Consider the following 14,284-nt stretch of genomic DNA (forward strand, 5'->3'; position numbering starts at 1 on the left):
ATCAGCTCCGCTTCAGCTTGGGATCGAGCGCGTCGCGCAGCCCGTCGCCCATCAGGTTGATCGACAGCACCGTGATCAGGATCGCGAGGCCGGGGAAGGTCACGACCCACCAGGCGCGCAGGATGAATTCGCGGGCCTCGGCCAGCATCGTGCCCCATTCCGGTGTCGGCGGCTGCGCGCCCATGCCCAGGAAGCCCAGGGCCGCCACGTCGAGGATCGCGTTCGAGAAGCTCAGCGCCATCTGCACGATGATCGGCGCCAGGCAATTGGGCAGCACGGTGATGAACATCAGCCGTCCCAGCCCCGCGCCCGCGACCTTGGCCGAGGTGACATAGTCGCGGGTCCGCTCGCTCATCACCGCGGCGCGGGTGAGGCGGACGTAATGGGGCTGCAGCACCACGGCGATGGCGATCATCGCGTTCAGAAGCGTGGGGCCGAGGATCGCCACCAGCACCAGCGCCAGCAGAAGCGACGGGAAGGACAGGATGATGTCCATCAGCCGCATGATGACGGTGTCGAGCCATTTCGGGGCAAAGCCCGCGATCAGCCCGATCAGGATGCCGGTAGAGGCGGCCAGCACCACGACGACGAGGCCGACGAAGAAGGAATAGCGCGCCCCGTGCAGAAGCCGCGAGAGGATGTCGCGACCCAGCGGATCGGTGCCGAGCGGAAAGCTCCAGCTGCCCTCGGCGGTCCAGAAGGGCGGCAGCAGCGTGTAGTCGCGGAACTGCTGGGTCGGATCGTGCGGCGCGATGATGTCGGCGCCAAGCGCCAGCAACACGAAGAAGGCGAACACGTAAAGTCCGATCACCGCGCCGCGGTTCTCGCGGAAATAGCGCCAGAATTCCTGCAGGCGGCCGGGGCGTTGCGGGGCGGCGGGGCGGGGCGCTTCTGCGGTCGCGTCGGCCATCTCAGCGTTTCCTGATCTTGGGATTGATGACGCCGTAAAGCAGGTCGACGATCAGGTTCACGATCATCACCATGCCGGCGATGAGCAGCAAGCCGCCCTGCACCACGGGGTAGTCGCGGCGATAGATGCTGTCGACCATCCACTTGCCGATGCCGGGCCAGGAAAAGATCGTCTCGGTCAGGATCGCGCCGGCAAGCAGCACGCCGACCGACAGCCCGATCACGGTGACGACCGGGATCAGCGCGTTGCGCAGCGCATGCAGCCCGCTGACGCGCATCGGCGACAGGCCCTTGGCGCGGGCGGTGCGGATATAATCCTCGCCCAGCACCTCGAGCATTGCCGAACGGGTCTGCCGGGCGATCACGGCGAGGGGGATGGTGGCCAGCACGATCGAGGGCAGGATCAGGTGGGAGATCGCCGAGGCGAAGGCGCCCTTCTGGCCGGACATGAGCGAATCGATCAGCATGAAGCCGGTCGCATCGGGGAAGTAGTAAAGCAGGTCGATCCGGCCCGAGACCGGGGTCCAGCCCAGAGTGCCCGAGAACACGATGATCAAAAGCAGCGCCCACCAGAAGATCGGCATCGAATAGCCGACAAGCGCGGTCGACATCAGCGCCCGGTCGAAGAACTTGCCCCGGTTCACCGCGGCGATCACGCCGGCCGGAAGGCCGAGACAGATGGCGAGCACGATGGCGCAGAGCGACAGCTCGACGGTTGCGGGGAAGAGCGCGAAGAACTCGTCCCAGACGGGTTTCTTGGTGACGTAGCTCATGCCCAGATCGCCATGCAGGATACCGGTCAGGTAGTCCCAGAATTGCACGAGCACGGGCTGGTCGAAGCCGAACTGCTCGCGCAGTTCCTGATAGCGTGCTTCGGACATGCCGCGCTCGCCTGCCATGACGATGATCGGGTCGCCGGGCAGCACCCGGATGAAGGCGAACGAGATCAGTGTCACGCCGACGAAGGTCGGGACGAAGGTCAGCAGTCTCGTGAGGAAAAATCTGAACATTTTCTTGCGGCCGTGTCCGTGGACTGGGGGCGTGCTGGTGTCATGGCCGCGCCAAATGCCCCTAACGGCGGGGCTTGTAAAGCCCCGCCGCCCATTTTGTGATCACTTGTCGAGGCTGACCTCGGTGAAGATATGCAATCCGAGCGGGTGCACCTTGTAGCCTTTCACCTCTTCGCGCATCGGCATGAACACCTTCGAATGCGCGATCGTGGCCCAGGGCGCCTGCTCCTTGAAGATGACCTGCGCCTCTTCGTACAGCTTGGCGCGTTCGGCCTGGGTCGGCAGGGTCTTGGCCTTCTGGATCAGCTCCTCGAAGGGCTCATAGCACCATTGCGAGCGGTTCGCGCCGCCGACGCCGTCACAGCTGAGCAGGGTGGCCAGGAAGTTGTCCGGGTCGCCATTGTCGCCGGTCCAGCCCAGCAGCACCGCGCCGTCGCGGTCCACTTCCTTCGAGCGGTCGAGATACTCGCCCCATTCGTAGGAGACGATCTCGGCATTGACCCCGACCTTCTCGAAATCGGCCTGCATCATTTCGGCCATGCGCCGGGCGTTGGGGTTGTAGGGCCGCTGCACCGGCATCGCCCAGAGCTTCATCGACAGATCGGTGACGCCTTCCGCCTCCAGCATCGCCTTGGCGGCCTCGGGGTCGTAGGGGTCGTCCTCGACCGCGTCGTTATAGCTCCACATGGTCGGCGGGATCGGGTTCTTGGCGATCTCGCCCGCGCCCTGGAACACGACATCGATGATGGCCTGCTTGTCCATCGCCATGTTCAGCGCCTTGCGGACCTTCGGATTGTCGAAGGGCGGCTGCTGGGTGTTGTAGGCCATGTAGCCCACGTTCAGGCCTTCCTGCTCCTCCACGACGATGCCGTCCTCGGACTTCATCTCCTCGATATCGGCCGGGTTCGGGAAGGGCATGACATGGCATTCGCCCGCCTTCAGCTTCTGGTAGCGGACCGAGGCGTCGGGGGTGATCGCGAAGATCAGGTTGTCGAGCTTCGGCAGGCCCTCGCGGTAGAAGCCCTCATGCTTGCGATAGCGGATCACCGCGTCCTTCTGATAGGCGACGAAGGCGAAGGGACCGGCGCCCAGCGGCTGCTGGTTCAGCATGTCGGGCCGGCCCGCCTCCAGCAGCTGGTCGGCATATTCCTTGGACATGATCGAGGCGAAATCCATCGCCATGTTGGCGATGAAGGGGGCCTCGGGCCGGGTCAGGTGGAAGGCGACGGTCAGGTCGTCGACCTTCTCGATGTTTTCGATCAGCTCGGGCATCGACATCGCGTTGAAATATTCGAAGGTGCCGCCCGAGGCGTTGTGGAACGGGTTCTCGGGGTCGAGCTGCCGCATGAAGCTGAAGATCACGTCATCGGCGTTCAGATCGCGCGTGGGCGTGAAGAAATCCGTGGTCTGGAACTTGGTGCCGGGCCGCAGATGGAAGGTATAGGTCTTGCCGTCCTCGGAGATGTCGTAGCTTTCGGCGAGCCCGGGAACCACTTCGGTGGTGCCGGTCTTGAACTCGACGAGGCGGGCATAGACCGCCTGTCCGGCGGCGTCGAAGGTCGTGCCCGAGGTATAGAGCGCCGGGTCGAACCCTTCGGGCGAGCCCTCCGAGCAATAGACCAGCGTCTGTTGCGCCGCGGCGGCCGAGGCCATGCTCAGCGCCAGCGCGGAAGTGGTGAGAAACGTATGTAGGGTCATTTTGCACCTTTCATGGGATCCCGGCACCCTGTCCCATCGGTCATGCCGGTGATCTGTTCGTTGTCGAAGGCTTCCTAACCAAAGCGACTTGCGGCCGGCGGGTCAACGTCGAGTTGACCGGCGGCACGGCGACGCCGCGGCAAGGTGTGGGGCGTTTTCCTTGGGGCAATGAGCCGAAAGGGGCCGCGCGGCCGGTTCGGCCCGCGCGCCTGCGACAAGAGGTCCGGATCTCAGCCAGCGTATTGGGCGATGAAATAGCCTGCGACCACCGCCGTGCCGATCACGCCCGCGACATTCGGTCCCATGGCGTGCATCAGGAGGTAATTGCCCGGATCGGCGCGCTGGCCCTCGATCTGGCTGACCCGCGCCGCCATCGGCACCGCCGAGACCCCGGCCGAGCCGATCAGCGGATTGATCTTGCTGCGGCTGACCAGGTTCATCGCCCTGGCCATCAGCACGCCCGCCGCGGTGGCGATGCCGAAGGCGACGACGCCGAGCCCAAGGATCTTCAGCGTGTCGGCATTGAGGAAGCGCTCGCCGGTCATGGTGATCCCGACCGAGGTGCCCAAGAGGATCGTCACCACGTTGATCACCTCGTTCTGCGCGGCCTTGGCCAGCCGGTCGGTCACGAGGCTCTCGCGGAGCACATTGCCCAGCATCAGCATGCCGATCAGCGCCGAGGCGGCGGGCACCAGCAGGATCACGATCACCGTCACCAGCCCCGCGAAGATCAGCTTTTCCAGCCGCGAGACCGGGCGCAGCGACTGCATCCGGATCCTGCGCTCGGCCTCGGTGGTCAGCGCGCGCATGATCGGCGGCTGGATAAGCGGTACCAGCGCCATGTAGCTGTAGGCCGCGACCGCGATCGGGGCCAAGAGATGCGGCGCCATCTTGTTGGCCAGAAAGATCGAGGTCGGCCCGTCGGCGCCGCCGATGATGCCGATGGCGCCCGCCTCCTGCGGGGAAAAGCCCAGAAGCGTCGCCCCGAGGAAGGTGGCGAAGACCCCGAATTGCGCGGCGCCGCCCAGAAGCAGGGTGCGCGGATTGGCGATCAGGGGCCCGAAATCGGTCAGCGCGCCGACGCCCAGGAAGATCAGGGGCGGGAACAGCTCGAGATCGACGCCGAGCGAGATGTAATGGAACAGCCCTCCCGCAACGCCGTCGCCGGGCGGGTTCACCAGACCCTCGGTCGGCAGGTTGGCCAGCAGCGCGCCGAAGGCGATGGGCACCAGCAGCAGCGGTTCGAACTTGCGGTAGATGGCGAGGTAGAACAGCCCCGCCACGATCAGCCACATCACCGCCATCTGCCAGGTGACGTCGGGCAGGGCGGTCATGCCGACGAGGCTGTCGAGCCGGGCGCTCAGCGGATCGGGCTGCATCTGGCGGATCTCCTCAGGACAGGATCAGCAGGACCTGCCCCTCGGTCACGGTCGCGCCGGGGGCCACGTTGATCGCGGTGACGGTCCCGGCCTGCGGCGCGCGGATGTCGGTATTCATCTTCATCGCCTCCAGCACCATCAGGGGCTCGCCCGCGGCGACGCTTTGCCCGACCGCGACCGCGACGCTGACGGTGGTGCCCGCCAGCGGGCTCAGCACCGCGCCGGGCGCGGCCGGGGCGGCGGGAACCGGGGCCGCCGCCGCGACCGAGGGCGCCGCAGGCGCGGGGCGCGACGCGGCCGATGCGGTGCGGGGCGCGGCAGGGGCCGGCGCCGGGCCGGTCTCGATCTCTTCCACCGTCACGTCATAGGGGGTGCCGTCGACGGTGATCCGCAGGCGCTTCATGGCTTCGGTCCTTTCGTGATCTCGGGTGTCCGGGCCCCCGGCCGGGGCCGGGTCGGCCCCCATCCGGTGCGGACGCGATGCGCGGCGAAGGTCTCGATCCGGCCTTCCAGCGGCCAGCCGTCGACCAGATGGGCGGGGGCGGCGACGCGCTTGATGCGATGGCCGGGCCCCAAGGTTTCGGCCACCGCCGCCGCGATGGCCGCCAGATGATGCGGCGGCACGCCCGGCGCGACGGGCGCTTCGGGGGGGGCTGCGGTCGTTTTCCGCGCCGCCCGGGTGAAGCCCCATCCCATCAGCGCGCAGGCGCCCCAGAGTGAGGCCAGAACCAGGATCACCACCGCGAAGCCGGTTCCGATCAGGGCAAGGTTTTCCAGCATGATCGGACCTAAAGCGGGATGTTGCCGTGTTTCTTGGGCGGCCGGGTCTCGCGTTTCGACAACAGCCCGCGCAGGGTCAGCGCGATGGCGCTGCGGGTCTGGCAGGGCTGCACGATATCCGACACGAAGAGCCGCCCGGCCGAGAGATAGGGCGAGGCGAATTCGGCGCGGTATTCCTCGGCCAGCTCCTGCGCGCGGGCGGCGCGGTCCTCGGCCTCAGCCAGATCCTTGCGGTAGAGGATGTTGACCGCGCCTTCGGCCCCCATCACCGCGATCTCGGCGCTGGGCCAGGCGATCACCCGGTCGGCGCCCATGTCCTGGCTGCACATCGCCAGATAGGCGCCGCCATAGGCCTTGCGCATGATGACGGTGATCTTCGGCACCGTCGCCGAGGCATAGGCAAACAGCATCTTGGCACCATGCCGGATGATGCCGCGCCGCTCCTCGGCCACGCCCGGCAGAAAGCCCGGAACATCGACCAGCGTCACCAGCGGGATGTTGAAGACGTTGCAAAGCCGCACGAAGCGCGCGCCCTTGTCCGAGGCGTCGATGTCGAGCGCACCGGCCTTGACCATCGGCTGGTTGGCGACAAAGCCCGTCACCACGCCGCCGACACGACCGAAGCCCACCACCAGATTGGCGGCGAAGCCTTCCATCACCTCGAGGAAATCGCCCTCGTCGGCCAGCCGTGCGATCACCTGGCGCACGTCATAGGCCGATTTCGGATCTTCGGGCAGCAGCGCGTCAAGCGCGGGGTCGTCCTCGATCGCCAGATCGGGCTCGATCCGGTGCGGCGGGTCCATCATGTTGTTCGAGGGCAGGAAGGACAATAGCCGGTGGACGATGGCGACCGCATCGGCGTCGTCCTCGGCGATGAAATGGATATTGCCCGAGACCGAGCCATGGGCCTCGGCCGAGCCGATCTCGTCCATCGTCGTGCTCTGGCCGGTGACGGCGCGGATCACCTCGGGGCCGCAGATGAACATCTGCGCGTGCTCGCGGGTCATGATCACGAAATCGGTCAGGGCGGGGCTGTAGGCCGCGCCGCCCGCGCAGGGCCCGGCAATGACCGAGATCTGCGGCACCACGCCCGACAGCTGCACGTTGCGGTAGAAGACCTGGCCATAGGCCGAGAGCGCGCCGACGCCCTCCTGGATCCGCGCGCCGCCGGAATCGTTGAAGCCCACGACCGGGACGCCCGCCTTCAGCGCATGGTCGAGCACGAGGCAGATCTTGCGCGAATGCATCTCGCCCAGCGTGCCGCCCACGACGCCGAAATCCTGGCTGAAGGCCGCGACCGGGCGGCCGTCGACAAAGCCCGTGCCGGTGATCACGCCATCGGCCGGGATCGACTTCTTCTCCATCCCGAAATGGCGGGTCGCATGCTGGGCGTGCAGCCCGGTTTCCTGGAAGGTCCCGGCCGCATAGAGCGCCTCGATCCGTTCGCGCGCGGTCATCCGGCCCTTGGCATGGCGGTCCGCGGCCTTGGCTGGCCCGCCGCCCTCGAGCGCGGCCGCGCGCCGCTTGTCCAGCTCCTCCGCAAGGGATCGGGAAATTGCCATGGCACCCTTCCGCTTCTGGGGCGCGCCGAAAGACCGGCACGACCTGTTGCCGGGCCGCGGCCCGGCCCTTTTGCCGGGTATAGCCGAAGGTTTTTCCACGCGCCACAGGCGAGCGGCGGGAAGGGCCGGGCGGGGCCGATGCCGTGGCGTCTGCCGCGGTGTATGTCGTGGCGCTGGGCGTTGACGCAAGGACTGCCCGGAATTCGGGCAGTCGGCGTGATATCGGTCGGGGACTGCGGCGGGGAAGACCTGATTTCACCGCCGGAGTTGAACTATGGGTTCCGGTTCCTAGGGTCTAGGGCATGCATTCCGATATCACATCCCGACCGGGGCAGGGCGTTCCGAAGGACGTCCTGCAACAGATCGCCCTTGGCACCTTCGACGATCCCTTCGCGGTTCTGGGGCCTCACGGGCAGGGCGAGTTCCGTCATGTCACCGCGCTGATGCCCGGGGCCGAAACGCTCGAGGCGCTGCTGGGCCATGAGGCCGATGCTGGTGCTCATGCCCTTGCGCCGGTGCCCGACTGTCCCGGGCTGTTCACGGGCCCGGTTCCCGGCGAGGGCGCCTACCGGCTGCGCGCCTCGGCCGGGGGCACCGTCTGGGAGGCCGACGATCCCTATCGCTTCGGCCCGGTTCTGGGCGAGATGGACGAGCATCTGATCGCGAAGGGCGCGCATCGGCGGCTATGGGAGGCGCTCGGCGCCCATGCGATGACGCATGAGGGCGTCGCGGGCACCCATTTCGCGGTCTGGGCGCCCAATGCGCGCCGGGTCTCGGTGGTGGGCCCGTTCAATCAATGGGACGGGCGGCGCCATGTGATGCGGCGCCGCGGCACGACCGGCGTGTGGGAGATCTTCCTGCCCGGCATCGGCGAGAATGCCAGCTACAAATACGAAATTCTGGGGCCCGACGGGGCGCTGCAACCGCTCAAGGCCGATCCTCTGGGCTTCGGGTCCGAACATCCGCCCGCCAATGCCTCGGTCGTGCACGATCTGCGCGGCTATGGCTGGTCCGATGGCGACTGGATGCGCGACCGCGCGGGGTGCAATGCCCGCACCGCGCCGATCTCGATCTACGAGGTGCATCTGGCCTCCTGGAAGCGCCGCGCCGATGGCCGCGCGATCTCCTATGTCGAGGCCGCCGAGGAACTGGTCGATTATGCCGCCGCGATGGGGTTCACCCATATCGAGCTGATGCCGGTCAGCGAATACCCGTTCGACGGGTCCTGGGGCTATCAGCCGGTCGGGCTTTACGCGCCGACCGTGCGCCACGGGCCGCCGCATGAATTCCGCGATCTGGTCGATGCCGCGCATCGGAAGGGGCTTGGCGTCATCCTCGACTGGGTCGGCGCGCATTTCCCGACCGACGCGCATGGGCTGGGCAAGTTCGACGGCACCGCGCTTTACGAATATGCCGATCCGCGCGAGGGCTTCCATCAGGACTGGAATACGCTGATCTACAATTTCGGCCGCACCGAGGTGGCCAATTACCTGACTGCCAACGCGCTCTACTGGATGGAGGAATACCATGTCGACGGGCTGAGGGCCGATGCCGTGGCCTCGATGCTCTATCGCGACTATTCGCGCAAAGCCGGCGAATGGGTGCCGAACAAGGATGGCGGGCGCGAGAATTACGAGGCCATCGCGCTGCTGCAAAACATGAACACGCTGAGCTATGGCGCCCATCCCGGCACCCTGACCGCGGCCGAGGAAAGCACCGCCTATCCCGGCGTGACCCGGCCGGTCGATCAGGGGGGGCTGGGCTTCGGCTACAAGTGGAACATGGGCTGGATGCATGACACGCTGGGCTACATGGCCGAGGCGCCGGTCAACCGGCCGCATCACCACAACCGGATGACCTTCGGGCTGACCTATGCGTTTTCCGAGAATTTCATCCTGCCGATCAGCCATGACGAGGTGGTCTACGGCAAGGGCTCGATGCTGACCAAGATGCCCGGCGACCGCGTGGAGCAATTCGCCAATCTGCGCGCCTTCTACGGGTTCATGTGGGCCCAGCCGGGCAAGAAGCTTCTGTTCATGGGGCAGGACTTCGCCCAGGAGGCCGAATGGGCCTATGCCGGCAGTCTCGACTGGGCGGCGCTGGAACGGCCCGACCATGCCGGGATGCAGCGGCTGGTGCGCGACCTGAACACGCTTTACCGCGGCACGCCTGCGCTCCATGCGCAGGATTGCAGCCCCGAGGGGTTCCAGTGGATCGAGGCCGACGATGCCGGGCACTCGGTCTATGCTTGGCTGAGGCGCGGCGGGCCGGAGGATCCGAATGCGGTCGCGATCAGCAACTTCTCGCCGGTCGAACAGCCGGCCTGTCGGCTGGGCCTGCCCGCGCCCGGACGCTGGCGCGAGGCACTCAATACCGATGCCGCGATCTATGGCGGGCAGGGGCGGGGCAACATGGGCGCGGTCATGGCCGAGCCCCGGCCGAGCCACGGTCAGGCGGCCTCGGCAGAGATCTGCCTGCCGCCGCTTTCGACGGTGATCCTGGTGCAGGAGGACGGCTGATGCGCGACGATGGCGAGCCCGGGATCGACCGGGCGGTCGACGCGGCGGAAAAGGAGAGCCAGATGCCCCTGAGGGACCGGATCGAATTCGACGAGGCGGCGGCGCGGGCCGAGGCCGAGGCCGCGCGCGAGGCGCTGACCACCGCCGAGACCGCCTTCGAGGCGCAGGGCCGGATCGCGCGCAGGCTGGGCGGCCGGGTCGAGGAGGGGCGGGCCGTGTTCGGCTTCTGGACGCCCGAGATCCTCGATGCGCGGGTGCCCTCGGGCGATGTCTTCCTCGAGGTCCTGGCGCCGCTCGAACCGATGGACCTGACCCGCGCGCATCAGGAGATCCGCTTCGAGCGGGCCTGGGTGCCGGTGATCGTCGAAGAGGCGCATTGCTTCACCGCCGTCACCGGCATGCGGGCGGGCAGCCGCGAGACCCTTGGCGATTTCTATGCGCTGGCCTGGCGCGATCCCGAGGGCGGCTGGCACCGCATTCTCGATCCGCTGGCGATGTCGCTGCCCTTCGGCGTGATGGCCCCGGCCGAGCTGTACGATGTCGAGGCGATGCTGGCGGCACGGGAAGATACGGCCTATTTCCAGGCTTTCCGGGGCGAGGCGCCGCACAAGTTCGGCCCGCCCTCGAACATCCTTCAGGTCCATGTGCCGACCGCGACGGCGGGGGGCACGCTGGCCAGCCTCACCCGTCATTACCACCGCCTGGCCGAGCGCGTCGCGCGCGAGCTGCCGCTGGAACCCGCGGACAAGCTGTTTCTGGGCTATGACGCGGTGCAACTGCTGCCGGTCGAGCCGACGACGGTGCATGAGGCGGGCCCCGATTTCTGGCAGGAGGTCGATGGCGACGAAGAGGGCGTGACGGTCTCGCTGTTGCGGCCCGACACCACCAACTGGGGCTATGACATCGTCATTTCCGGCATGGCCACGGTCAATCCGGTCCTGCTCGAGACCGGGCGGCCCGACGAGCTGGTCGATTTCGCGGCCCAGCTGCACAATTTCCCGGGCATGCCGAAGAAACTGATCCTCGACGTGGTCTTCGGCCATGCCGACAATCAGGGGCTCGGGGCGCTCAACAGCCATTTCTTCGCCGGGCCGAACATGTATGGTCAGAACCTCGACTATCAGAACCCGGCGGTCCGGGCGATCCTGCTGGAGATGCAGCGGCGCAAGGTCAATTTCGGCGCCGACGGGGTTCGGGTCGATGGCGCTCAGGACTTCAAGTGGTGGGATGCCAGTACCCAGACGCTGCGCCATGACGACGATTATCTGCAATCCATGTCCGATCTGGTGCAGGAGGCGGCGGGCACGCGCTACCGGCCCTGGTTCATCTTCGAGGATGGCCGGCCCTGGCCCGAGGAGGACTGGGAGCTGTCGTCGGATTACCGCGCGGTGATCGAGGCACAGACCGACGAGGACGTGTTCCAGTGGGGGCCCTTGACCTTCGCCCATAACACGCCCTTCCTCTATACCTTCTGGCTGTCGAAATTCTGGCGCATCCGCGAGATCGTCGAGCTTGGCGCCCACTGGATATCCGGCACCTCGAACCATGACACGCTGCGCCGCGGCACCCAAGTCAGCCCCAAGCTGAACGTCAATACAAGGCTTGGCCGGACCCGGATGGAGATCCTCGACAAGGCCTATGACAACCCGGCGAACCATGTGCTGACCTATGTCGCGCTGCCGGGCGTGCCGATGGATTTCCTCAATGCCATGGCGCGGGCCTCCTGGGGGTTCATCCGCAACCAGGACGACCGTTACGGCGTCAAGGTCGTGGCCGAAGAGGCGATCAGCCTGAAATGGCAGGTCGACGAATACAGCTATTCGGTCCCCGCCAATTTCCGTCGCCTGAAGGAGATGGGGTTCGAGACCCGCAGCGACCTCGTGCGCTTCTTCGAATTCCTGCCCGCGCTGGTCGAGGTGACCGAATACGATCTGGACGAGATCGCGCGGCTTCTGAACAAGGCCGAGCCGCCGCTGGCCGGCCCCGAGGTCTATACCGTGGCCGCGCTCAAGCACATGGCGCGGGCCTGGATGGATGACATGCACGAATATTGCAACGTCTCGACCTCGCTTCCGGCGCTCGATGCCGATCAGGCCGCGTTCTGCCTGGCCTTGCGCGGGTTTCGCCGCAAGCGTCCCTGGCTTGCCGCGAATTACGCGGGCCGCGACAGTTTCGACTATCTGCGCCCGATTGCGGGGCGGACGCTGTTCACGGCGCTCCGGCACGGTCCGGATGGCGAGCAGATCTATGCGGTCATGCATATGGAAGGAAAGCCCACGGCCGAGATCGACCCGCTGAGCCTGCCGGTGCCGGGGATCGGGGGCGGCGGCTGGGAGGTCGCGTTGCGCACGCCCTCGATCGGCCCGGATTATCATGGCGGCCCGATCACGCTGAGCGACTCGATGGCTCTGGTCTTCTCGCGGCATCTGCCGGAGTAGCGCGGGCCGGGTCTCGGGAAATCCCCTCCTTCGGGACACTGCGCGGGCGGGCCGGGGGCAGGGGCAGGACGCCCGCGTGCTGCCGGTAACGTCGGGCGCCTCTTATTTGCGGAACATCGCGCCGCAGGCGCCTTGCGAGTGGTTCTTGCCGGGCATGGTCGACGGAACCGTCTCTCTGCCGCGCGGGGCCTGTCGTGCTCAGCTGCCCGAAAGATAGACCTCGACCGGGCGGACCGGGCGGCCGTCGGACCATTGCCCCATGTCGAAGTCCAGCTGATCGGCCCGGGCGCCCTCGCGGATCACCCGGTCGAGCGCGGACCAGAGATAGCGCCAGTCGAGAGTGTCCTCGGCGCCGACGCCATCAAGCAGCAAGAGCGAAAGCAGCGGCCGGAAGAAGCTGGTATCGTCGGTCGCCTGCTCGTGATTGGCGAAATGGCCGGGGCAGCCATGGGTGTCGGTCTGCGACAGGTACATCCGCTTGCGATCGGTGGCGATGGCGCCGAAGGGGGTGTCCCATTCGGATTTCGGCACGATCCAGTCGGCATCGCCATGCAGGATCGCAACCGGCATGGTCAGCGCCTTGCCGGTGACGCCGAGGTTCACATCGTCCTGAAGGCTGTCGAGCGCCTGCCCGATCTGGCCCGGGGCAGAAGCGGCCGAACTGCTGGGGACCGGGTCGGCGGTCACGACCTGCAGCGGCATGAGATTGGCGGGCAGCCCGTCTTCGGTGACATACCAGGGCCAGCTCAGCGCGAAGAGCCCGCCCAGCGAATGGCCATAGACATAGGTATCGACCGCGACATCGGGGCCGAAGCCGACCCGGGCATAGGCATCCGAAACGCTGGCCAGCGCGTTCTTCATCCATGTCTCCTGGGAGGGACGCAGCCCGTCGCCGAAGACCTCGTCGAGCAACTCGGCCACCGTCATCAGCCCGCGGGGGGGAAAGCTGCAGAAGCCGGTCTGGAAATTCGGAAAGAACACCGTGTAGCCCTGACGGACGAGATGTTCGAGATGGGCGCGGTAGATCTGCGCGGCGCCGAGCACGAAACCATGCAGGAAGATCACGGCCTTGGGGCGTCCGTTCTGCCCGAGCCAGGGCGTCCCGGGGCGGTAGACCTCGATATAGCTGCCGGCCTGGCATTTCCCGAACCGCTCGACGGTGAAGTCGGGCGAGGTATAGACGGCGCTGTAATCTGGCCGCGGCGGTGCCTTGGGGCGCAAGGGCCCGACCAATCGGCAGAGCCCGGCCTGGACAAGATAGCCGAAGGTGGTGCGCAGATCGCTCAGAAGCATCGACACGGGCCCGGGCCTCCCCTTGACGGATCGTCACCATGAAAGGGCGGGACGGGCGATGGGTCAAGCGATTTGCACAATCTTTCCGCGACCTCCCTTCGCCTTTTCGGCAAGCTTCGGCGCGGATGTCATGCGGCCCCCTTCGAAAAGGGGGCCGCGGCACGGCCGGTCGGGGCGCCGGGTCAGGCGCGTTCGGGCACCTCGAGGCCGAGCCAGTCGCGATAGAAGCTGTCGATATCGGGTTCGAAATCGTGGATCACCGGATACCAGGGCGTCGGCGCCTCGACATCCAGCAGATCGCCCGAGAGCGGGCAGAAATACTCGCGGATCACCTGCCACTCGGTCGAGGGCGCCATCAGTTTGGGATAGATCTTTTCCATCGCCTCGGGCGTGTCGCGGACCCGGACCCTGGCATGCAGTTTCCAGTTCTCGGTCCAGTCGCAGAAATCATGTCCGGCCCAGCTGCGGATCACCCATTTCCTGTCTTCGGCGCGCTGGACGATGAAGAGCTTCGGCCCCAGCGGCAGGATGATCTGGTCGTCCCAGGGCACCTGGTCCTGCAGGATCTTCAGGTAGATCTCGAACCGCTCGCGGTCCTTGGGCATGGACAGCATCTGGTGCAGCGTGTCCTGGTCGATGGTGCCGTCCACGAGATCGCGGATCTTGGCTTCGGTATAGGCCATGTCTGTTCCTCCC

Annotated in this window: 11 protein-coding genes; 2 read left to right on the top strand and 9 right to left on the bottom strand. The window is 66.7% G+C overall.

All coding sequences use genetic code 11. From position 1 onward, the window contains the following. Position 1: 1 nt before the first annotated feature. The 7 genes from A6W98_RS10655 to A6W98_RS10685 all read right to left on the bottom strand — a co-directional run bounded on the left by A6W98_RS10655 (position 2) and on the right by A6W98_RS10685 (position 7,338). Positions 2-910, bottom strand: a complete 909-nt coding sequence (locus A6W98_RS10655) for an ABC transporter permease subunit (protein ID WP_042461275.1) — start codon at positions 908-910, stop codon at positions 2-4. Between the two features lies 1 nt (position 911). Then, a complete protein-coding gene (locus A6W98_RS10660) occupies positions 912-1,919 on the bottom strand; it encodes an ABC transporter permease subunit (protein ID WP_042461278.1) in 1,008 nt (335 codons plus the stop codon). Between the two features lie 102 nt (positions 1,920-2,021). Continuing rightward, positions 2,022-3,617, bottom strand: a complete 1,596-nt coding sequence (locus A6W98_RS10665) for an ABC transporter substrate-binding protein (protein WP_042461281.1) — start codon at positions 3,615-3,617, stop codon at positions 2,022-2,024. Positions 3,618-3,847: 230 nt separating this feature from the next. After that, a complete protein-coding gene (locus A6W98_RS10670) occupies positions 3,848-4,996 on the bottom strand; it encodes a sodium ion-translocating decarboxylase subunit beta (RefSeq protein ID WP_201151467.1) in 1,149 nt (382 codons plus the stop codon). A gap of 13 nt (positions 4,997-5,009) precedes the next feature. Then, positions 5,010-5,399, bottom strand: coding sequence for a biotin/lipoyl-containing protein (locus A6W98_RS10675; protein ID WP_042461283.1), 390 nt, complete (start codon positions 5,397-5,399; stop codon positions 5,010-5,012). Beyond that, positions 5,396-5,776: an OadG family transporter subunit gene (locus A6W98_RS10680; RefSeq protein WP_042461285.1), complete on the bottom strand. Its 381-nt coding sequence runs from the start codon at positions 5,774-5,776 to the stop codon at positions 5,396-5,398. The genes A6W98_RS10675 and A6W98_RS10680 overlap by 4 nt, the downstream gene beginning before the upstream one ends. Positions 5,777-5,784: 8 nt before the next feature. Further along, positions 5,785-7,338 (bottom strand): acyl-CoA carboxylase subunit beta, encoded by a 1,554-nt coding sequence (locus A6W98_RS10685; protein ID WP_042461288.1) that lies wholly within the window; start codon positions 7,336-7,338, stop codon positions 5,785-5,787. Between the two features lie 302 nt (positions 7,339-7,640). Between A6W98_RS10685 and glgB the strand changes: the two genes are divergently transcribed. Both glgB and gghA read left to right on the top strand, forming a co-directional pair. Next, the gene (glgB, locus tag A6W98_RS10690) at positions 7,641-9,857 is read left to right on the top strand and encodes a 1,4-alpha-glucan branching protein GlgB (protein ID WP_042461291.1); all 2,217 of its coding nucleotides are present in this window, start codon (positions 7,641-7,643) and stop codon (positions 9,855-9,857) included. Further along, the gene (gghA, locus tag A6W98_RS10695; protein WP_231098260.1) at positions 9,857-12,295 is read left to right on the top strand and encodes a glucosylglycerol hydrolase; all 2,439 of its coding nucleotides are present in this window, start codon (positions 9,857-9,859) and stop codon (positions 12,293-12,295) included. Before glgB ends, gghA begins: the two co-directional genes overlap by 1 nt. Before the next feature lie 198 nt (positions 12,296-12,493). Here the strand turns inward: gghA and A6W98_RS21665 are convergent, their stop codons facing one another. After that, positions 12,494-13,594, bottom strand: a complete 1,101-nt coding sequence (locus A6W98_RS21665) for an alpha/beta hydrolase (protein ID WP_196760174.1) — start codon at positions 13,592-13,594, stop codon at positions 12,494-12,496. Between the two features lie 176 nt (positions 13,595-13,770). Continuing rightward, a complete protein-coding gene (locus A6W98_RS10705; protein WP_042461294.1) occupies positions 13,771-14,271 on the bottom strand; it encodes an acetone carboxylase subunit gamma in 501 nt (166 codons plus the stop codon). Between the last annotated feature and the right edge of the window lie 13 nt (positions 14,272-14,284).

This window comes from Rhodovulum sulfidophilum DSM 1374 (assembly GCF_001633165.1).
In the GTDB taxonomy this organism is placed as follows: Bacteria; Pseudomonadota; Alphaproteobacteria; order Rhodobacterales; family Rhodobacteraceae; genus Rhodovulum; species Rhodovulum sulfidophilum.